Origin of the sequence: Streptomyces sp. NBC_01210, assembly GCF_036010325.1 — a bacterium.
Lineage (GTDB): Bacteria > Actinomycetota > Actinomycetes > Streptomycetales > Streptomycetaceae > Streptomyces.
Genome location: NZ_CP108549.1, coordinates 140,793 through 161,550, shown reverse-complemented (window position 1 = coordinate 161,550; position 20,758 = coordinate 140,793). Strand labels below are relative to the sequence as shown.

The window sequence follows — 20,758 nt, the reverse complement described above, 5'->3', positions numbered from 1 at the left end:
GGGCCTGGCGCACCCTCGCCGTCGTGTCCCGCGAGGGGGGCGACGCGGCTGTCATCAACCAGCTCGGACATCCGGTGCGACCGTCCGAGTGGGAAGCGTTCACCAGCCACTACACCGCAAAGCTCCGCGGCGCCGATGTGTTGTGCTCTCCGGGAGTCTCCCGTGGTGGCGTCCCGCGGCTCCGAAGGGCTCGATGCCGTCACCTCGCGAAGTGTCTCGAGGGCCAGGCCGGTCGAGCAGCCGGCCGGCAATCCGACCGGGGCTGTCGCGGCACTCGCACGGGGGCTGTCGGCCGCGGCCCTGCCTCGTGGCCGGCGACTTCGGCACCGACATCGACCACCGATTCCGAACAGTCGTAGTTGTGGAGGAAGCCCGTGCCGCTCACGTCCACCCATGAGATTCTCTACACCGCACAGGAAAACGGCACAGGTGTTGGGGCGTTCAATGTCGTGCAGATCGAGCACGCAGAAGCCATCGTAGCCGGTGCCGAGGCCGCCCGGCTGCCGGTGATCCTTCAGATCAGCGAAAACACCGCCCGCTATCACGGCTCCCTCGAACCTATTGGTCTCGCCTCACTCGCTCTCGCCCGGACGGCGGACGTCCCTGTCGCGGTGCATCTCGACCACGCCGAATCGATCCATCTTGTGCGTCATGCCGTCGAACTAGGCTTCACCTCTGTGATGTTCGACGGTGCGGCTCTCGCGTACGAGGAGAACGTCGCCACGACACGGGAGGTGACGGCGCACTGCCACGACCGGGACGTGTTCGTGGAGGCCGAGCTCGGCGAGGTCGGCGGCAAGGACGGCGCGCATGCGCCGGGTGTCCGTACTGATCCAGATCAGGCGCGTGAGTTCGTCGAGGCCACCCGTGTCGACGCTCTCGCTGTTGCCGTCGGTAGCTCGCACGCCATGCTCACGAGAAATGCTGTCCTGGATTTCGAGCTCATCGGCAGGTTGCGGGACGCCGTGGGTGTTCCGCTGGTGCTGCACGGCTCATCCGGCGTCGGGGATGAGGACCTGGCCAAGGCAGTGGGCGCAGGCATGACGAAGGTCAATGTCTCCACCCATCTGAACAAGGTCTTCACCGAGGCTGTCCGCTCGTACCTCGTCGCCAACCCCCGTGTCGCAGATCCTCGGAAGTACCTCGGCCCGGCCCGCGCCGCCGTCAGCGTAGAGGTGACGGAGCTGCTGAAGATCCTCGGGGAGGTCGGCAAACGCTGAAAAAAGGCCGCAGCGTACTTCGCGAAGGATCCCCGGTAGCAAGCAAGTACGAGTTCATCGACGAGATGCCGCTCGACACCGAGAAGTACGCATACAGCGTCGAGTTCATGTGCGGCCGACTCGGCGTCTCCAGATCCGGCTACTACGACTGGAGATCTCGCCCGGAATCCGCGACAGCTCAGCGGCGCGAAGAACTGAAATTGCTCATCGAGAGTGCCTTCGACATGTCCGACTGCACCTACGGGCACCGGCGCATCCAGGCCCAGCTGTACCGCTGGGGCGTCGCCGCGGGCGTGGAGCTGGTCCGCCGCCTCATACGCGAACTGGGCCTGGCGTCCTGCCTGCCACGGCCGAAGAGGTCCCACCTCACTCAGGCTGCGGCCGGCCAGGTGCCGGACCTCGTCGGCCGCGACTTCACCGCGGATGCGCCCGGCGAAAAGCTCGTCGGCGACATTACCTATATCGCGACCGGGGAAGGCTGGCTGTACCTTGCAACGGTCGTCGACTGCTGCACGAAGGAAGTCATCGGTTACGCGATGGACGACCATCACCAAACCCCACTGATATCCAGGGCAATCCGCAACTGGCACGGAACAGGAACCTCTCGGTCGGCGCGATATTTCACTCCGACCGCGGAAGCAACTACAAGTCAGCCGAGTTCGGGAAGACGCTCGACCGGTTCGGGCTCCGCAGATCTTCCGGCCGACCCGGGTCTGTTTCGACAACGCCATGGCCGAATCATTCTTCGGCGCCCTGAAGAACGAGCGCGTATCAAGGGTGACTTACCTGACTCGCGAGGCCGCCCGGCAGGACATCACTCGCTACGTCGAATTCTGGTACAATCGCAAACGCCTCCACTCGGCGGTGGGCTACCGCCCTCCACGCGAAGTCCACGCTGAGTACGAGAAGTTGCGAATCGCCGCAACGGGTCTGGGAACAGTTCCTCCCCTTCCTCCCCTTCCTCGCCTTCGACCGCGAGATGCGCCGCGTGATCTACACGACGAATGCCATTGAGAGCATGAACTTCCAGCTCCGCAAGACCCTCAAGAACAGAGGGAATTTCCCCAGCGACGACGCCGCGATCAAGCTCCTATACCTGGCATCCGCCGCATCGAGGGACGGCACATCGACGGCGACGGCCCCATCCCGCCCGGCCGCGTCCGCGGCACCCTCGGCTGGAACCGGGCGATGAACCACTTCATGCTCGCCTTCGGCGACCGACTTCCCCTCTGACCACCACCGAGCAAGATCACCGACAGTAACCCCCACCGGCGCCTGACCAACACGAGTAGATACCCCAACGCACACAGACACGTTGACAGCCTCAGGGCACAGTTGCGTCTGCACCCGGCGGTGAAAGCCCAGGTCGACGACGGGTACCGGGGCCTGGCGAACGAGTGTCTCCATCCGCCGCCAGTGGAGAAACACATTTCTCTATTGCTGAATGCCGTTCGGTATGTGTAGCGTCGCGGCACCTCGTGAGGTGAGAGCGGTATCCGCGCTGATGGGACGAGGTGACCGAGGTCTGGGGGTGATCCTCCCGGTTGCCGGGCCCGGGCAGGGCCGGACGCGGGGTGGTGGTGCATCTGCCGTATCCGCGCGCGAGGTCCGGGGTGTTGATCCGTGTCGGAGCAGTGTGCGAGAGAGGGTCCTGAGCGTGAAGAAGAATTCGGTTGGTCGCAGAACGTTTCTGACGTCGGCGGCGGCTGTGGCGGCCGGTGCGGCGGTGGCATCCGGCCTGCCGCCGGGGCTGAGGGGCAGCCGGGGGCTGGCGTTGGCGCCGGCGGCAGCGCTGGTGAATGCCCCGGATCCGCTGCTGCAGGAGAAGGTCAAGCATGTGGTGGTCCTGATGCAGGAAAATCACAGTTTCGACGACTACTTCGGCATGCTCAAGGGTGTGCGGGGTTTCGGCGACCGGAGCGTCATCGATATGCCCGGCACGACCGGAACGAGCGGCCAGCCTTCGGGCAGAACCGTTTTCCAGCAGCCCGACGTTCCCGCCGACGAAGACAATGTTGCCAATCCGGCTGGCTGGCGGTATCCGTGGCCGCTGAACGGGGGCGGCAGCCAGGGATGGGAGCAAGCGCAGAACGTGGGGACGGACCACGGGTGGGGGTCCGGGCACATGGCGTGGAACAACGGGAAGATGGACCAGTGGATCAAGGCGAAGGACCAGATAGGGATGGGCTACCTCCTGCCTGCGGATCTGCCGTTCCACTACGCTCTGGCCGACGCCTACACCGTCTGTGACGCATACCACTGTTCGGTCATGGGCCGGACCGGCCCCAACCGAAACTACGCCTGGAGCGGATCCACCGGTGAGGGCATGGACGGCTGGACCTTGCAGCACCTCTACGCCGGTAGCTTCATGCCCGAACCCGAGGAAAAGGGCGACGATGCTGTGCCCCAGACCTGGGTCCCCTATGCGCAGGCGCTCCAGGACGCGGGGGTGGACTGGAAGACGTACCACGTGCGGGGCGACAACTTCTGCGACAACGCACTCGAGTACTTCAAGGTATTCCAGGACACGGAGCAGTACAGGGACTCCACCGGTTCAGCGCACGCGCGTGAGCGCGAGATGTGGCAGCGGGGGATGGGCCCCACAAGGGCCGAAATTGACGATGCGGACGAGGACGCCCCCGGCACAGCGGACATGATTATCGCGGAGCTGACGCAGGACATCGCGGCCGGCGCGTTGCCGACGGTGTCGTGGATTGTCGCGGACGAAGACCATTCCGAGGCGGCGGGCAACACCCCGAGCAAGGGGGCTGTGTTCGTGAAGCAGGTGGTGGAGGCGCTGGCCGCGGACGAGGATGTGTACAACTCCACTGTTCTCATCATCAATTTCGACGAGAACGACGGTTTCTACGACCACGTGCCCCCGCCCGTCCCGGACCCGGACTCGGACTACGCCGAGAATGAGTGGCTGACCGACGATGACCACAATTTTGTGCCGATCGGGCTCGGGTTCCGGGTGCCGATGATCGTCGTCTCGCCGTGGACACGGGGCGGATGGGTCAACTCACAGGTGTTCGACCACACCTCGGTCCTGCGCTTCCTGGAGAAACTGACCGGCGTGCAGTGCGACAACATCAGCGCATGGCGGCGCAAGGTCTGCGGCGACCTCACCTCCATCTTCGACTTCGACAACCCCAACCCGAACACGCCCACACTTCCTTCCCCCGCGCCCCCCGGCAAGACACCGGGCGCCAACGCGAACCCCAGCGTTGACCCCATAGCCCCGGCCAACTCTGGCTCCCTGCCGGTCCAGCAGACCGGTGTCAGGCCGGCACGGGCCCTGCCGTACCAGGCCAACGCCTACCTCGACCGCTACACGGGAACCGGTCCTGCCGCAGACCAGAAGGCCTGGATCAACTACGAGAACCTGGGCGACCCTGCCACCAGCGCCGTCCACTTCGCCACCTACGTCAACGCCTACCGCGGCGGCGGCCCCTGGCAGTACACCATCGACGCCAACGACACCGCTGACGACTACTTCAACATCGGCAACGGCCTCGGCAACGGCAAATACGACTTCACCGTCATCGGCCCCAACCGCTTCCTGCGACGCTTCAAGGGCAACACCAGCACAGCCAACGGCCGCCACGCCCGCGTCACCAGCCGCTTCGCCGAAGCCTACGACCCCATCGCCCTCTGGTTCGACTTCCACAACGACCACCCCACCGCAACCGTCACCTTCACCGTCACCTCCAACCACTACCGCACCGGCTCCTGGACCACCAGCGTCGGCCCAGCCAGCACTGGCAGCGATTACTTCAACCAATTCGCCTCCGGCGCCAACGGCTGGTACGACTTCACCGTCACCGTCAGCAACGACTCCAACTGGTCCCAGCGCTTCATCGGCCACATCGAAACCGGCGACCCCAGCATCACCGGCAGCGGCAACTGACACACCCCGCAGCCGACAGGTTTCCCGCACCCGTGGCTGACCACCACGGACATGCCGCCGGCCCGCCCCGCCAACCACTACCAGCAACTGAGTTCGGCTACGGCCGCATCGTTCCTGGGCAGCAGGTCCCCGGACCTGCTGCCCGATCAGTATCCGCGCGCCCCATCCCGCCCGGCCACGTCCGCGGCACCCTCGGCTGGAACCGGGCGATGAACCACTTCATGCTCGCCTTCGGCAACCGACTTCCCCTCTGACCACCACCGAGCAAGATCACCGACAGTAACCCCCTCCGGCGCCTGACCAACACGAGTTCATACCCCAACGCACACAGACACGTTGACAGCCTCTGATTTCGCTGTGAGGCGGCGGCGTATCAGGTCGACCATGGCCAGCTTGATCACGGTTTCGGGAGCGGTGCGGGTGGGTTTCGAGTCGCGGGCGAGGCGTCGGTGGTGCATCAGCCGGCCGAATGTCCTCTCGACTCAGCGTCGCGGGATGACCTTGAAGCCCTTTTGGCCGGCGTCACGGTGCACGACTTCGACGTCGATGCCGAGGCGGGCACCGTGGTCGATGGCCGTGGTGCGGTAGCCGGTGTCGGCCCATGCCTTGGTGACGCGCGGATGGGACTTGGCGATCTGTGAGAGCACGTGGATGCCGCCCACGTTGTCGGAAACGCTGGCAGCGGTGACGAGGACGGCCAGGAGAAGGCCGAGGGTGTCCACGCCGATGTGGCGCTTGCGGCCTGCGATCTTCTTGCCTGCGTGGATGCCCTGGCCAGCGGCCCGGGACGTTGGCGGAGGTCTTGATGCTCTGGGCGTCCAGCACACAGGCGCTCGGCTCGCCGTCCCGGCCTTCTGCCTTCGCGCACCAGCCGCCTCAGCAGGCCGTTGAGCTGGTCGAAAATGCCGTCCTTCTGCCAGGCGGTGAAGTCCGTAAACCGTCTCCCACGGGGCGAAGTCGTGCGGCAGGTAGCGCCAGGGGATGCCGGTGCGGTCGACGTAGAGGATGGCGTTCATCAGCAGGCGCTGGTCATGCTCGCACGGGCGGCCGATGTCGAGGCCCCTACCGCGGCGCTCGGCCCGCCAGGCGGACAGGACCGGTTCGATCAACTCCCAGCGGGCGTCGGACAGGTCACTTGGATAGCGACGGTGTGCGGCCGTGTTTGGGTAGTACTACGCGATGCCATCCACCCGTGAGGGCGTGAACAGGGGTGAAGGGAGGCATCGTGGGACCAGGCAGGAGCAGCAGGCGCGAAACAGACGGCATGCCGTGGCACCGGCCCCGTCGTCCTCACGAAACGCCATCCGTCTCAGTCTCCCAGCCTCTGGAATCCTCCTGAAGATGGATGAGACAGGCCGAAACGCTCTTTGAGTGCGTGTTTCCAACTACGGGTGTGAGCACCTGTGGGGCTGCAAGGGCACCGCCGGGTGGTACCCGCTGGTGAGAGAGCCAAGGGGTGTGTTCTGGAACGAAGACGGCTACAGCAGCACCGTCATTCACAGGAACATCTCGCACACCGGCACTGGCACTCAGCCGCTCCTAGAGGTCGGGTTTCAAATCTGCGAACACCGCGACCCTCTCGGGGACTTGTGTGAGAAGCCGGGTGTCTCTGCGAAGAACCCGTATGCGTAGTCGGTTACTTGGTCTCTTGTATGGCGACGGCCTTGGGGACCAATCGAACAGTCAGTATCGGTGAGATTGATCTTGGTTGCCTAGCAGGTCGGACGCACGATCGTGGGGCCTTGTGCGGAAGCCACGGTGGTGGGCCGTGACCTGGGCTAGGCACCCCCCCATCAGCAAGCTGGAGTTCTTCATCGACGACACCCGGCGCTGGGCGGTCGACGAGCGGGAGCACCTGCAGACGCTGGAGGAGGCCTGCACCAAGCCACATGTCATTGCCGACAGCGACGTGACGCGGATCAAGCGGGTCTACACCGAGCAGGCCGACGATCTGAACCTATTCGAGGAGCAGGCGGCCAAGTGGGGTGACCTCCCGGACCTCAGCCCGTCGCGGCGGGCGAAGCTCACGACCCTGAACGAGCAGCTCGCCGGTTGCGGGAGCTGAACAAGAAGGTGCTCGCCTTGGCCGACGAGCTGACCACGGGCACCATCGACAAGGTGATGGCCGCTTCGGACGCGGAGCTCGGCCGGCGGCGCTGCTGGGACAGCGGCCGGGTGCGTGACTGACCGCTCCCCTGCCTCTGTCACTGTGGCGCTGACCAGCAGGTTTACGAGGTTTCTACAGGTGAGGTCCCCTCGGTAGCGAGGGACGGACGGGGCCGGGGGATGTCGTCGCCGTGGAGGGCGGCGAAGTCGGCGTGGGCCGCCTCGACGGCCTCGGGATACGCCTGCTGCTTCACTGGTCCACTTTTCAGCCGTCGCCGACAAAGAGGCTCAGCCTTCGCTGCGACAGGCCACTGGGCTGTCCTTGGACAGCGAAGCCAGTCGCCCGCTGTGAGGTGACCTGCGGCGACTGAGTTGGTTGGCAGGGGACTTCCAGCGGTGCGTACCCCGTACCGCGTGAAGTGCTCCCTGCTCCGTGGGCGTCCTGCCGGTCGGTGGCGCGCCGCACCCGGCCGTGCAACCCGCCCTCGTACCTCACAAAGCCGCTGCCCCGCTGCTCCCCCTTTCCTTCTTCCGTCCGCCAGGACTCCAAATAGGGACAACTTCGGCTTGTCCTTTCGGAGTTCCTCCCGATGCGACGTATCGCCAGGTCGGGGCGCATGCCCGGGACGATCTGGGGCCGTGGCGCCGAGCTGCTGCACGGCGTGTTCGTGCGAACTCCGCCGTTCCATTCGCACTGGCCAGTCGCCTGACAACCGGCATGGGACGCGGGGTGCGGGGGAGGGGCCGGATATCGATGGGGCCCTGAACCGCGTGAGCTGATCTTCCGTCTCCCCTGACCGACGGGCCGGCTACGGCTCGTTCGATGGTCCGTGCACCACTGGCTCGACAGCGGATCGGGGACGTCCCCATCCGCTTCGCTGCTGACATGGAAGCACGGTGCTGCCGCCACGGGGAGTCGGCGGCCAAGGCAGTTCTCCCGGCCGCCAGGCCGGGGATCGACGGGAGAGGCTTGATCGTTGAGTAGAGACAACCGTCCTCGGACTCTGAGGGCCACAAGGACGCGACGACGGTCACGGCGGTGGATCACCGCCGTGACCGTCGCCTTGAGCGGACTGGCGGCATTACTGACCGTGCCTCTGACGGCCACAGCGGCGCACGCGGTGAATCCCGACGGGAGTTCACCGTTCGTCACGTACAACATGCACGGCTCGGACAACGGCTCGAGGTGGACTTCGGAGATCCGATCGCTGGTCGCGAGCTACCCGGTGGTGATGCTGCAGGAGGCCGGCAGCGGGCCGCCTCCGGCGGTGGACGATCACCGGACCAATTACCGGGAAATGCGGATCGTTCCGAGCCGCAACCCCCAGCCCAGTAGCTACACGCTCTCGACCTGGGCGGGCGGCCCGAACCACGAGAACCGCTACGTGTACTACCTGCAGACCGACCCCCGCAGGATCAGCGCGACGGGTGAGGACACGTGGGACGGCGGCCAGATGAACCTGGCGACGGTCACCGACACCCGGGCCCATGAGGTCCGCGTCCTGGAGAACCCGTACTACGACCCGAACCCGAACGCCCCGAACAACCGCTACCGGGCCCGCCCGTTGCTCGGTCTGCGGTTCGGGAACACCTGGTACTGGAACACCCACGCCCGCGGCGAGGACGTGACCGGAGACGCGGCCAGGCCCGGACTGCTCGACCAGGTCCGCAACTTCATGGCCAGGAGCGACCAGCGCGGCCGGAACTGGGTCCTGGCGGGCGACTACAACGTGAACATCCTCAACCGCAACAACGACCAGGCCCGCCAGTCGCTGCACCTGCGCCCCGGCGAGGCCCTGCTGCGCACCGGCCAGCCGACGTTCATCAACGGCAACCGACCGAGCGAGCTGGACTACGCGGTCGCGAGCAGCCTGCCCGGCGGCTTCACCGCGTCCCGCTCGAACGGTGCCGGATCCGACCACGTGGCTGTGACCTTCGCGCGGACACCACCGGCTGTTCCGCCCACCCGCCCGTCACACGCCTACCCCACCAGGCTGGCCCTACCCAACGGCAATTCGCTGCAGGAGAACTCGAACAGCTCGATGGCGATCGGCAGACCCCGCAACGACGGCAGCGACATCTGGCTCGAGTACACCAACGGCGACGGCTCCACCCACTACCTGCAGAACAGAGTCACGAAACACTGCATCGCCGCCCCGACGGGCACCCGCCGGGATACGTCCTCCCAGGTCGTCGCCGGCGACTGTGCCGAACCGCGAGCGCAGTGGACGATCAGCCACCTCGAGGACGACCCGGAGTGGAACAAGGACAGCGGGGGACCGCAGCGCTGGCAGAACGTGGCCTTGCCCGGGATGTGCCTGACCCCGTCCAACAAGCAGGTAACCGTGGAACCGTGCACGGAGGACCCCGCCCAGCGGTGGTGGGAGACCTCCGCCTCGCTGCCCAAGGACTGGCCGACGACCACCGGCAACGTACGCCTGGAGAACTCGGCGCTCGGCGGCCGCCTGCGACGGTCCGGCTCGGTGCCCGGCACCGGAGTCTACACCCAGCCCACCCCGCCCTGGTGGTGGTGGATCTACTGGCTGGCCTACGAGCAGAAGGACTTCGGCTGGGACATCCAGCGGATCGACCCGGGCGACAACCTGGTGCGCTTCAAGAGCCTGGACGGCGACAACCGGTGCCTGGGCACCCGCGACGAGCACGCCACCTCGCTCACGGATGCCCTGCTGCGGACGTGTGACGACGCGCGCGGCGTCGACGCGGCCGGTCAGCGCTGGCTCGCCGAGAACTACGCGGACGGCACAGTCCGCTACCGCAACGAAGCCAACCACCTGTGCCTGCTTGCCCCGTCCGCAAACAACGGCAACGTCAGGCTCGCCACGTGCAACGACATCCCGTCCGAGCGCTGGAGCGTGGTGAACCCCTGAACCCCAGCGGGCCGCCCGGGCCGACGTACGGTCAGCCCGGGCGACCTCGGTGGGCTTCACAGGCCCGGCTCTCGCGCGGCACCGGTTGTCCTTGGGCAGCGAAGTGAATCGCCCGCTGCGCGCCGACCGGGTAGCCAAGTCCCCTCCGTCACGAGGTATGCCGACTCAGGCATCGTGCGCTCGATGACGAGTCGCCCACCCCGCTTCACGAGGGTCGTTACGGATTCCTTCGCGAGCTGGGCAACGACCATGGCCGCGCGCCCGCCGCGGACCTCTGCCTCCTGGACCAGGTTCTGGGGCGGACCCGTCTGACCCTGCCGGTACGGCCAATCAACACGCCCAGCATGCTCACCCCGCACGACTAGGTTCAGTGAACGCTTCTCATCCTGCGGCGCTTGTGGCCATCGCGGGGCCAGGGATCGGGCCAGCCTTTGCTGAGGGGGCTCAGGGAGTGCAGGCTCGGGACCCCGAACTTCGGAGGTGTACGGGGAAACGTGTCCAGGTATGCGTTGGCCGGAGCAGTACGACAGGCAGGACGACATAGTCCGCTGGGCACAGGACACTGAGAACCGCCTGAGCAAGGTAGGCGTCACCCCGGCGGCGCACGTCGAGTTCGGGGAACCTCACCCCAGTGAGAGCGTTGTCCGAGCAACTACGGCGACCAGCGTCCTACCGACCGCACCACCGGACTGTGCCACGAAGCCCGGCGCTGAGTATCCAGGAGAGGCTGCGCATAGCGCGATCTACGCCTGGCTGTCGCTGACTTCGGGGGAGCCCAAGAACGAGTTGGTCCAGCACTGGCAGCCCGAGGCCGTAGCACTCGCCGACCAGGTGCGCCAGCTGCTTGCCGATCAACAACACGCTTCGCTCCTGGTGCACGCTCCGCACAATTGGGTCCATGAAACTTTGGCAGCGGGGCATCGGCCATATGCGCGACTACTGGAAGGTCATCGGGACTCCCCTCGGATTCCCGGCCACCATTTATGGCAACAACCTTTACGAGACCTCCCATCAGTGTCTGGGCCTGGTCCCAGTGCCGGCCACGGTCGTCATCCCGGCTGACGCCCCGACCCCGAAGGGCGAAGGCATCCGGGCGCTGGGCGGCCGGGTCGTCACCTACCGCCGGGGCTCCGAGAACCGTGACGCCCTCGTGGCCGAGATCGCCGCCCGTGACGGCCTGGCCGTCGTCCCCTCGGCGAACTCCCGGCACATCATGGCCGGGGCCGGGGCCGGGACCACCGCCCTGGAGCTCCTCACCGACCACCCCGAGATCGAGAACCCTCAGGGCGGGCGTACCGCTCCAGGGAGCGGACGGAGGCGTGCCGGGAGCGGGCCAGCAGCATCGGGGTGGAGGTACCGCCCTCGGCGTCGTGCGTCAGAGCACTGTGGCGGAGCCGGTGCAGGGTCCAGCCGTCCAGGTCCTCGACGTCGTCTGGGGAGGCGAGTGGGTTGGCCAGCAGGCGGGTGTTCTCCTCGAAGATCTCCTCAGCCAGGCGGTAGGAGAGCCGGGCCCGGCCGGTCTCGGGGCACACGTCCAGCGTCGGCGTTCCGGCCGGGGCCTTGCGGCCGGTGAGGAACAGTGGGCCACGGGAGCGGCCCGCGATGAGGCGGGGCAGCAGCTGGGCGGTGCCGGACTGCCAGTGAATCCACTCGGTCGCGCCACCCTTGGCCAGGGTCCGGCCGCGCTTGTCGCCCAGGTGCAGGTCCTCCACATTCAGGCACAGCACCTCGTCCGCCCGGGCCGCCGATTCGCAGAGCATCTTCCAGCACGTCTTCTCGCGCAGCGCGACGTCCAGGCGCCACAGGGCGGCGATCCGGTTCTCCGTCAAGGCCTTGGTGCGGTCCGGCGGCGCCGGCCGCCGCTCGATCCCGATCGTGGGATCGCGTCCGATCCAGCCCTGGCGCTGCCACCAGCCGATCGCCCGCCGCGCGATGGACAGCTCCCGGTTGACGGTGTCGGATTCCATCTTGTCCGCCCGCGCCGCCGCCAGCTCGGCCAGCACCTCCGGCAGCACCGGGTCGTCGATCGCGGCTACCGGGAAGAGGGGCGGCTTCGCGCCGCGGCGTGCCGGACCGGTCGGCGCGCGTTCGCCGGCGAGCATCCAGCCCCACGTCGTCAGCGAGATCAGGTAGATGCGGGCGGAGGACCGGCGGGGCGGCGATCGTGAGGATCCAAGGCGAGCCGTGGATCCGCGTCTCGCCGCGGCCCAAGCAATAAGGGCCCAGGCCGTGAACCAGGGACCGGTCAGCAAGTCGGCGGCCGGGCGGTCCAGGTGGTGGCCCACCGTACTGTCCGCCATCGTCGCGTCCTGGTCGCGCAGGACGGCGGTCACCAGGCCGGCCTCGTCCGCCTCGGCGACGGCCTCCAGGGCCTGCAGGTAGCGGGCATGGCCGCGTAGGTGAGGTGGGAGGCGTTGCGGGCGAAGCAACCGCGTCGCATCGCGTTTGCCCGCCACGAGCGCCTGCTCGTCTTCCAGCAGGGTCCGGTGCTCAACCAGCTCATCTATCCCCATCTGAGGTGCCCGTGCCACGGCAGCTGATCGTTGTCGCTGAGCCGCGACGGCCGCAGCCGTACGGCACGCCATTCGCCCGAACGTGTTACGCGCCGGGGCGAGCACCGGCGTTTGCGGCTGGTGAGGTCACCACGTCGGTCGTGCCGACGGTCGCATCGGACGTTCTGGCCCTGTCCGACGGGAGTAACTGTGGGTGTCTCCGTAGCTCTCGAGGCCCGCGACGGTCGGATTGGCCAGGGCGGTGATGTGGTTGCCGGGCCAGACCTGACCGCCGTGGGTGTGGCCGGACAGCTGGAGGTCGACGCCGTACCGCACGGCATCGTCGATCAGGACGGGCTGGTGCGCGAGCAGCACGGACGCGAGCGGGCCCGCGTGAGCGGGTCCGGTTGGTGGCCGCCGATCTGATCGAGGCAGGAGCCAGTGACCCGGGAGGTGCCCCGGCGGTTCGGGGTGACTCGGACGTCGGCGAACCGCCGCGTTGGCGGGCGGCTGGAAGGCCCTGCTCTCCAAGGACCCCTACAGCGCCAGCCGCAAGCTCGATACAGGTCAACCACGCAATTTGGAGGCGATATTGGAGGCAGTTCGAGCCACCTGCGACGGACCTGACCAATTCGGTCAGCATTCTTGCGCGCAACGCGATCTATAGGCTCCGGCTATTGCTCCCATGTGGCCGTGACATGCAGATTCATCTTGACCCGAGAAGTTTCGAAACGCACTGTTGGGCCAGCCGTACGGCGGTTTCCAGCCGAGGCTCACCCCCCGAGATCTTTCCCTGCTGGTAGGGAATCGGGGCCCAAGAGTGAAGGTGTGTGAGCGCATGCGCATTTCCAGACGTCGCCTGTCCATGGCGTCGATTACCACGGTGGCCGTCCTGGCGACAGTAGTCGTACCGTTTGGTTTCACAGCCGCCGCTTACGACGATTCTGCCAAAGTGCTCGTCGTCGGAGTGGACGGTCTGCGCTACGACCGCATCTGGGGAACGGATGCGATCGACAGTGGGGAGGGTCCGGAGGCTTGGCTGGATGACACGGTGGTTGATACTCCGAACCTCGACGGCCTGAGGTCCGGGGGGACCTACGGGAGGAGCCTGCTTTACTGCGATCCTCTCGCTGCGACGAGCTCCGGCCCAGGGTGGAAGACCAATCTCTCGGGAGTGTGGCCCGACAAGTTCGCCGAGGACAACAGTGAGGGCGACGATGAATGGGACGCCTACCCGAGCTTCCTGAATCGCCTCGAAGGGGAGCTTGACGACGACATCGATACCTATGCGGCATACAGCTGGGTTGATCACGGGCCTGAAGGGGACGACGTCTTCTCCGACGTGGACGAGACGGATTTCCAGGACTACGACCCCGACGAACCTTCTTCCCCGCCTGCGGGCAAGGAGGAGGCAGACGTCCTGTCGGCCGACGAGAACTCTGTAGAGTCCGCTGTGGAACAGCTCAGCGACGAAGACCCCGATGCCTCGTTCGTCTACTTCGATGAGCCGGACTTCCAAGGGCACCACGGCTCTCCTGAGACATACCGGGATGCGATCGAGCGCGTCGACGGGTATATCGGAGAACTCCTCGACGCCATCGACGACCGCGAGGACGCCGAGAGCTGGACTGTCATCGTGACCACTGATCACGGTCAGGAGGATGACGGAGGGCACGGCGGCTGCACCATCGGGGAGCGCAGCCAGTTCGTCCTCGCGAGGGGCCCTGGCATCGCAGAGGGAGCCGAGCCGATTGATGTGCGCCCGGTCGATGTCGTTCCCACAGTCTTCCAGCAGCTTGGTGTTGAGATCGATGAGGACTGGGGTCTGGAGGGCAAGGCCATCCAGGATCGTTCCGCTGATGCGTTCGACTCTGCCTACTCGTCTCTGGCCGAGAGGGTCGACGACACGGACGTGCCCGAGAATGTCAAGGGCTTCACGCACACCATGCCCGGGGGCTGGACGGTCGACAACTCCCAGATGCCGAACAATGGGTCAACCGAGTGGCGGGGGTGGGCTCTGACCACCAACGCGTTCTGGTCGATCAGCGCCAACCCGGACGGCGACGACGACAATGACGCGGACGACCGGCAGAACTTCATGCGTTCCCGCGGGGTCATCGCAGTGGCCGATCCTGACCAATGGGACGACGAGGGTTCTCCTTCGGACACCACGACCTTCAACTCGACCCTGATCTCACCCGCGTACTCGGTGGCAGGCAAAGACTCGGTCACCCTCACCTTCGGCAACCACTACAAGGACACCTCACCTCAGGTGGGCGAGCTCCTGGTCTCGATCGACGGCGGAAACGATCAGGTCATCAAGACTTACGACGACGACGCCCTGAACCAGATCGAGAGCATCCCGATCGACGTGGAGGATGCTTCCACACTCCAGGTGAAGTTCCGCCTCAAGGACGCGGAGAACGACTGGTACTGGGCGATAGACGACGTCCAGGTCAACTAACACGCGGGCACTCAGAATTCCTGGATTTCCCGCGGTCTCTCAGAGTTCAGGCCGCCCGTCTGCACCCTTGTCGCAGACGGGCGGCCTACTGATCTGCCAGACGGGCTCTACACCACAGCAGGCGGGTCACATGACGGACCCGAAGCCACTGCATGGGCCTGCCGAAGGCTGACGGCATGCGGCCTTTTCAGGAAGGTAACTTCCATCTCCAGCTCGCGGTTGCGTCGTTCGAGTTCCTTCAGGCGCGCCCGCTCGTTCACCGTCAGTTCCGCATCGGAGGCCGGTTCCTGCTGCTTCTGGTACTTCTTCACCCAGCCGCGTAGCGTCTCCGAGTTCAGCTCAAGATCCCAGGGCGACTTCGGAGATCGTCTTGCTTGACCTCAACGCGATCTGGACGGCTTCCTCGCGGAACTCCGGCGAGTACTTACTGGGTGGCGCCACTTCTTCCTCGTCTCCTTGTTCAGGACAACCCTATTGGGTGCCTGTCCGGAAACTTCGTGGGCCCCTCAGCGGTCATCGACGCCGCGTCCTGTCCGCTGCAGTGGCGTCTGTTCGTACCCGAGGAGTGGGCTAACGATCCGGTGCGTCGGCGCAGGACGGGGATCCCCGAAGAGATCGGGCATCGTGAGAAGTGGCGCCTGGCGTTGGACATCCTGGACGAGCTGGCCGTAGGGGGCCTGGTGCCGCCGGTGGTGGTGGCCGATGCCGGTTACGGCCAGAACGCCGACTTCCGTGACGGCCTGGAGTGCCGGGGCATCGGCTATGCCGTCGCGATCCGCTCGGATGTGAGCGTCCGCCCGCACGGCGTGGAGCCGGTCGCACCGCCCTGGTCCGGCAACGGCCGCAAGCCGCAGCCCCGCTACCGCGACAAGCCGTCCTCGGTGGCCGCCCTCGCCGTCGGCCGTGGGCGGCAGGCGTTCACCGAGGTGACCTGGCGTGAAGGCTCCCGCGGACCGATGCGCTCGCACTTCCTGGCCCTGCGGGTGCGGCCGGCCGGAGTCAGAGCCCGCGGCCTGGCCCAGGCCGCCGCCACCGCGCGGGACGGCATCTGGGACGGTGTCCTGCCCGAGGTCACGCTGCTTGTCGAGTGGCCCGCCGGAGCCGCAGCGCCCACCGACTACTGGCTGTCCAGCCTGCCCGCTGACATCCCGCCGGCTGAACTGGTCCGCATGGCCAAGGTCCGCTGGCGGATCGAGCACGACTACCGGGAGCTCAAGCACGGCCTGGGCCTGGACCACTTCGAGGGGCGTTCCTGGACCGGCTGGCACCACCACGTCACCCTGATCACCGCCGCCCACGCGTTCCTCACCGAACAGCGCCTGGCCCCAAAAGCCGATACAGCGGACTCACCCTCCAGATCCTCGACACCATCCAAGACCTGCTGAACTGCTGGACCGGCATCTGCACCACCTGCCACCGCCCCCTGCCAAGAACATCCGGCAGACACAGCCCACCACACCCCACACCGACCTAACGGAGTCCTACTGAAAGCGTGTCACATGACAACAGCCAAACGTTGCTTGAGATGGCACAGCGTTCGGATCAATAGCCTGTGTCCAAGAAATGGGCGTCACGGCCCAGAGGCGCCGCGTACGGTTGAGGGCCGATGCCGCGGCCGAGTATTTGGCTATGGCTTCCATAGCCAAACACTCGGTTCCCCGGCTGCTTTCCCTGGTGATAGTTATGACGCCATCTGAAGTCACCGCGCCCCGGAAAGGGATCGCGCACCCGCGCCGCGGGTATTTCCCCGACGCGGTCTTCCTGCAGTAGTGCCATCACACGATCCAGCCACAGCGTTCCACGCCAAACCATGAGTTCGGCCTGGCCTGACGGGAGTTGGTACAGAAGTGAGCACGAACAGAAACCGCAGTAGATGGGCCCTCACCGGCGTCACCGCGCTGATGCTCGGGGTGCTGCCCGGTGCCCTCACCGGCGTCGCACACGCGGTTGACATCCCCACCCTCCCCAACGGAACCAGCACCAACAAGGTGCTGGTCGTCGGCATGGACGGCCTGCGCCACGACCGCATCATGGACGCCGATGCACCCAACATGAAACAGATGATGGATGACGGGACCTTCGGCACAAGCCTGCTGTACTGCCCGCCCTACGAGAGCGGAAGCGGAGCCCCCGGAGCCAAGACCAATTCCGACGCAGGGTGGTCGACTGTCGCCACCGGCGTATGGCCGGACAAGCACGGAATCACCCACGAGCTCACCGAAGAAGAAGGCCACTTCGACGAATATCCGGGCTTCATGCCCAACCTCGAGGACATCCGGCCCTCCCTGTCCACCTTCTCGGCCCTGGACTGGCTGCCCCTGGACGACCGTCACCTCGACGACTACGGCCTGTACACCTCCGGAGTGGACGCCAAGATCGTCATGGACACCGAAGACCAAGGACTCGAGCAAGACACCGAACTTGCCGACGCCGCCGAGAGTGTCCTGCTCAACCAGAACCCGGACGCCGCATTCGTCTACTTTTCCGCCCCCGACCTCAACGGTCACGAATTCGGCGTAGGCTCCCAGCAATACCTGGACGCTATCCACGCCACCGACGCCCACCTCGGCGCGCTGATCGAGGCCATCGAGGACCGTGGCACCTACGACGACGAGAACTGGACCGTCATCGTCACCACCGACCACGGAATGGACGGATACTCACACGGCACCTGCGCAATAGAGGACCGGCGTACCTTCGTCCTTGCCACCGGCCCTGACATCGACGCCGGCGCCCGGCCCGTCGACACCCGTCCGACCGACGTCGCAGCCACCGTCTACCAACACCTCGGCATCCCGCTGCCCGGGAACCTGGACGGCAAGCCGCTCCAGCAAGACTCGACCGACGACTTCGACGACGCCTACGCCTCCCTGACCGCAGCCGCCGATGAGACCCACATCCCCAGCAACATCAAGGGCTTCACCCACACCCCCGTCGGCGGCTGGAGCGTGGACAACTCCCACATGCCCGCCAACGGCACCGTCGAATGGCGCGGCTGGACACTGACCACGGACGAATTCTGGTCCCGCACTGCCCCCGAACAGGAGCGCGAGCACTTCACCCGCGGCCGCGGAGTCATCGCGGTAGCCGACCCCGACGAATGGGACGACAAAGGCAGTCCGTCCGCCACCACCACCTTCGACTCCACCCTCGTCTCACCCTCGTACGACGTCGAAGGAGAGTCGTCCGTCACCCTCACTTACGCCAGCCACTACCGCCAAGACGGCCTCCAGACGGGCCAGGTGCTCGTCTCCTTCGACAACGGGCCCAGCCAAGTCATCAAAACCCACAACACCAACGCGGTGAACCGCATCGAGAGCCTCAACGTCAACGTCCCCGCAGGCGCCGAGGAACTCACCGTGAAATTCCGCCTCAAGGACGCCAAGAACGACTGGTACTGGGCCATCGACAACGTTCAGATCGCCACCCCGTTGCCCACCGACGTGACCTTGGTCAATGGCGCTGCCTCAAAGTGCATCGACCTGCCCTACGGGGCCACAACCACCGGCACCCAGCCGACCCTCTACACATGCCACGGTCTGGCCCACCAGCGATGGACGTTCCAGCCGAACGGCACACTCACCGGCAAGAACGGAGTCTGCCTCGACGCCACCAGCTCCACTGTCGACGTCCGGACCTGCAATGGAACCGCCGCCCAGAACTGGCAACTGAGCACACAGCTGACTGTGACCAACACCGGCCGCTGCCTGGCACCGAACCAAGGAAACACCACCAACGGCACCAAGCTCGCGCTGGCCACGTGCACCGGCACCGCAGCCCAGCGCTGGACACCCACCAGCTGACGGCAGGCGCAGTGAGGTCCGCCGACCGACCAGCCCCTCCACAACGCGCCTTCGACGGCCCACGGCCAAGGCCCTGAGCAAAGTGACAGCCGAGAGACCAAACGGTCTCTCGGCTGTCACTTTGAATCGCCGACCTGTACGGCTCTGGAGATCTTTAAGGGTGTGGGTTACGTGGGGTAGTGACGGCTGTCGTGGGCGGCGCTATGCCGGAGGAATGAGGTATCCCGATGGCGGAGGGCTGACGGCTGAGGAGCGGGTTCGGCGTGAGCGGGTCCAGTTGGCGGCCGCTGATCTGATCGAGGCCGGGGCCATGACCGGGAGGTGGCCCGGCGGTTCAGGGTGACCCGGATGTCGGCGAACCGCTGGCGGCGGGCGTTGGCTTCGGGCGGTCGGCAGGCCCTGGTCTCCAAGGGTCCCGGTGGTGCCCGCTGCAAGCTCGATGCGGGTCAACTGCGGGTGCTCGAGGCGGTGTTGGATGCCGGCCCTGCCGCCGTCGGCTGGAGCGACAAGTGCTGGACTCTGGCGAGGATTGCCGAGGTCGTGCGGCGCCGGTTCGGCGTCGAGTACACCCTGACCGGGATGGACCTGCTGCTGCACCGCATTGGCTGGAGCGTGCAGGTCCCGTCCCGCAAGGCCACCGAGCGCGACGAGGAGAAGATCGCCGCCTGGAAGGCGAGCAGTGGCCCGTCATAAAAAGACGGCGGCGGACCTGGGCGCTTGGCTCTGCGTCGAGGACGAAGCCGGCCAGGGGCTGAGGCCGCCCAAAGGCCGCACCTGGGGTCGACGAGACCACACACCCGTCGTGCGGGTCACCGCCGCAGGCACCAGACGCGTCTGCATGGCGGCAATGATCTGCACCAAGTCCGGCCACCGGCACCGACTGATCTACCGCACCCACCTCGACCGCGGCCCAGCCAAAGGCCGCCGCAAGGGCTTCACCGAGACCGACTACGCCCGCCTGCTCGACGCCGCACACCAGCAGCTCGGCGGCCCGATCGTCCTGGTCTGGGACAATCTGAACACGCACGTCGGCCGCACCATGCGGCAGCTGATCGACGCCCGATTATGGCTGACCGTCTACCAGCTGCCACCGTACGCACCCGAGTTCAACACGGTCGAGGGCGTCTGGTCTCACCTGAAACGGTCCCTGGCCACCCTCACCAAGCACAGCCTCGACCAGCTCACCGCGCTGGTGAAGACCCGGCTCAAACGGATGCAGTACCGACCCGGCCTCATCGACGGCCTCATCGCCAAGACCGGCCTCGACTTTCAACCGCCGTAACCTCAGCCATTGAAGATCTCTAGAGAGCTTCAATGGCAGAGGTGAGCTGAACCGGATTTTGTAGCGGCCCTGATGCCAGGCATGATTGCCTTGGCGGATGGGAGAACCCAGGTCCGATGCCTGCACAATGGAAGTACCCCGATGAACTGTGTGAGCGAGCGATCTGTGAGTCCAGACCGTCGGGGCGGCCGGTCACTCATGTGGCACGTGACCTCGGGATCCACACGGAAGCCTTGCGGAACTGGGCCCGTCAAGCCGAGGTCGACCAGGCCAGCCAGCCCGGCCTGCTGATCAGTACCGAGCGAACCGAGCTCACCCAGCTCCGCAAGGAGATAGCCGAGTTGCGGCGGGCGAACGAGATCCTGTAAGCCGCCTCGGTGTTCTTCGCGAAGAAGCTCGACCAGTCCCGCACGAGGCCGACGAGGCGATCAACCACCTCCGCGACGACTTCGGGGTCGAGCCGGGTATGCCGGGAACTGGACCTGTTGTCGGCGTACACGTGAACGTGGCTCTGGCAAGATTCTCGTAGCCGGAGATCATCCCGGGGTGGGTTTGCTGGTCCGCGTAGCGGCGGCGTAGGTGGGCTACCGGTA

At 66.2% G+C, this 20,758-nt stretch carries 13 protein-coding genes and 8 pseudogenes; 15 read left to right on the top strand and 6 right to left on the bottom strand.

Features of this window, described 5'->3' with window-relative positions:
- The first annotated feature begins 374 nt into the window (after nt 1-374).
- The 4 genes and pseudogenes from OG735_RS00675 to OG735_RS00660 all read left to right on the top strand — a co-directional run.
- The gene (locus tag OG735_RS00675; protein ID WP_327321174.1) at nt 375-1,220 is read left to right on the top strand and encodes a class II fructose-bisphosphate aldolase; all 846 of its coding nucleotides are present in this window, start codon (nt 375-377) and stop codon (nt 1,218-1,220) included.
- Nucleotides 1,217-1,789 (top strand): annotated as a pseudogene (locus tag OG735_RS00670) (IS3 family transposase); the annotation flags it as partial. The gene OG735_RS00675 and the pseudogene OG735_RS00670, both read left to right, overlap by 4 nt.
- Nucleotides 1,790-1,949: 160 nt before the next feature.
- A pseudogene (locus OG735_RS41720) lies at nt 1,950-2,042 on the top strand (hypothetical protein); the annotation flags it as partial.
- 19 nt (nt 2,043-2,061) lie between these two features.
- Nucleotides 2,062-2,322: pseudogene (locus OG735_RS00660) on the top strand (transposase); the annotation flags it as partial.
- On the opposite strand, the gene OG735_RS41715 reads toward OG735_RS00660, so the two are convergent.
- On the bottom strand, nt 2,214-2,627 hold the full coding sequence (locus OG735_RS41715) for a hypothetical protein (protein WP_442812360.1): 414 nt from the start codon (nt 2,625-2,627) through the stop codon (nt 2,214-2,216). The pseudogene OG735_RS00660 and the gene OG735_RS41715 overlap by 109 nt on opposite strands.
- A 250-nt stretch (nt 2,628-2,877) precedes the next feature.
- Here OG735_RS41715 and OG735_RS00655 point away from each other — a divergent pair, with 250 nt between their 5' ends.
- A complete protein-coding gene (locus tag OG735_RS00655) occupies nt 2,878-5,130 on the top strand; it encodes a phosphocholine-specific phospholipase C (RefSeq protein WP_327321173.1) in 2,253 nt (750 codons plus the stop codon).
- 311 nt (nt 5,131-5,441) lie between these two features.
- On the opposite strand, the pseudogene OG735_RS00650 reads toward OG735_RS00655, so the two are convergent.
- Nucleotides 5,442-6,260: pseudogene (locus OG735_RS00650) on the bottom strand (IS5 family transposase).
- A gap of 638 nt (nt 6,261-6,898) precedes the next feature.
- Between OG735_RS00650 and OG735_RS00645 the strand changes: the two are divergent.
- Nucleotides 6,899-7,195 (top strand): hypothetical protein, encoded by a 297-nt coding sequence (locus OG735_RS00645; protein ID WP_327321172.1) that lies wholly within the window; start codon nt 6,899-6,901, stop codon nt 7,193-7,195.
- A complete protein-coding gene (locus OG735_RS00640) occupies nt 7,183-7,317 on the top strand; it encodes a hypothetical protein (protein ID WP_327321171.1) in 135 nt (44 codons plus the stop codon). Before OG735_RS00645 ends, OG735_RS00640 begins: the two co-directional genes overlap by 13 nt.
- Before the next feature lie 41 nt (nt 7,318-7,358).
- Here OG735_RS00640 and OG735_RS00635 read toward each other — a convergent pair whose 3' ends face one another.
- On the bottom strand, nt 7,359-7,490 hold the full coding sequence (locus tag OG735_RS00635; protein WP_327321170.1) for a hypothetical protein: 132 nt from the start codon (nt 7,488-7,490) through the stop codon (nt 7,359-7,361).
- 798 nt (nt 7,491-8,288) lie between these two features.
- On the opposite strand from OG735_RS00635, the gene OG735_RS00630 reads away from it, so the two are divergent.
- From OG735_RS00630 to OG735_RS41705, 3 genes and pseudogenes are all read left to right on the top strand, one after another.
- On the top strand, nt 8,289-10,124 hold the full coding sequence (locus OG735_RS00630) for a ricin-type beta-trefoil lectin domain protein (protein ID WP_327321169.1): 1,836 nt from the start codon (nt 8,289-8,291) through the stop codon (nt 10,122-10,124).
- A gap of 504 nt (nt 10,125-10,628) precedes the next feature.
- Nucleotides 10,629-11,186 (top strand): DUF7224 domain-containing protein, encoded by a 558-nt coding sequence (locus OG735_RS41710; protein ID WP_442812359.1) that lies wholly within the window; start codon nt 10,629-10,631, stop codon nt 11,184-11,186.
- Nucleotides 11,158-11,331 (top strand): annotated as a pseudogene (locus OG735_RS41705) (pyridoxal-5'-phosphate-dependent protein); the annotation flags it as partial. The gene OG735_RS41710 and the pseudogene OG735_RS41705, both read left to right, overlap by 29 nt.
- Nucleotides 11,332-11,377: 46 nt before the next feature.
- Here the strand turns inward: OG735_RS41705 and OG735_RS00625 are convergent.
- Nucleotides 11,378-12,655, bottom strand: a complete 1,278-nt coding sequence (locus OG735_RS00625) for a tyrosine-type recombinase/integrase (protein WP_327321168.1) — start codon at nt 12,653-12,655, stop codon at nt 11,378-11,380.
- Between the two features lie 156 nt (nt 12,656-12,811).
- A pseudogene (locus OG735_RS00620) lies at nt 12,812-12,997 on the bottom strand (metallophosphoesterase); the annotation flags it as partial.
- 457 nt (nt 12,998-13,454) lie between these two features.
- Between OG735_RS00620 and OG735_RS00615 the strand changes: the two are divergent.
- The gene (locus OG735_RS00615; RefSeq protein ID WP_327321167.1) at nt 13,455-15,080 is read left to right on the top strand and encodes an alkaline phosphatase family protein; all 1,626 of its coding nucleotides are present in this window, start codon (nt 13,455-13,457) and stop codon (nt 15,078-15,080) included.
- A 107-nt stretch (nt 15,081-15,187) separates the two neighbouring features.
- Here OG735_RS00615 and OG735_RS00610 read toward each other — a convergent pair whose 3' ends face one another.
- Nucleotides 15,188-15,391: a hypothetical protein gene (locus tag OG735_RS00610; RefSeq protein ID WP_327321166.1), complete on the bottom strand. Its 204-nt coding sequence runs from the start codon at nt 15,389-15,391 to the stop codon at nt 15,188-15,190.
- A 186-nt stretch (nt 15,392-15,577) separates the two neighbouring features.
- Here OG735_RS00610 and OG735_RS00605 point away from each other — a divergent pair.
- From OG735_RS00605 to OG735_RS00585, 4 genes and pseudogenes are all read left to right on the top strand, one after another.
- A pseudogene (locus tag OG735_RS00605) lies at nt 15,578-16,465 on the top strand (IS701 family transposase); the annotation flags it as partial.
- 462 nt (nt 16,466-16,927) lie between these two features.
- Nucleotides 16,928-18,883 (top strand): alkaline phosphatase family protein, encoded by a 1,956-nt coding sequence (locus tag OG735_RS00600; RefSeq protein ID WP_327321165.1) that lies wholly within the window; start codon nt 16,928-16,930, stop codon nt 18,881-18,883.
- 214 nt (nt 18,884-19,097) lie between these two features.
- A pseudogene (locus OG735_RS41700) lies at nt 19,098-20,165 on the top strand (IS630 family transposase).
- A gap of 116 nt (nt 20,166-20,281) precedes the next feature.
- On the top strand, nt 20,282-20,533 hold the full coding sequence (locus tag OG735_RS00585) for a transposase (protein WP_327321163.1): 252 nt from the start codon (nt 20,282-20,284) through the stop codon (nt 20,531-20,533).
- Nucleotides 20,534-20,758 lie beyond the last annotated feature (225 nt).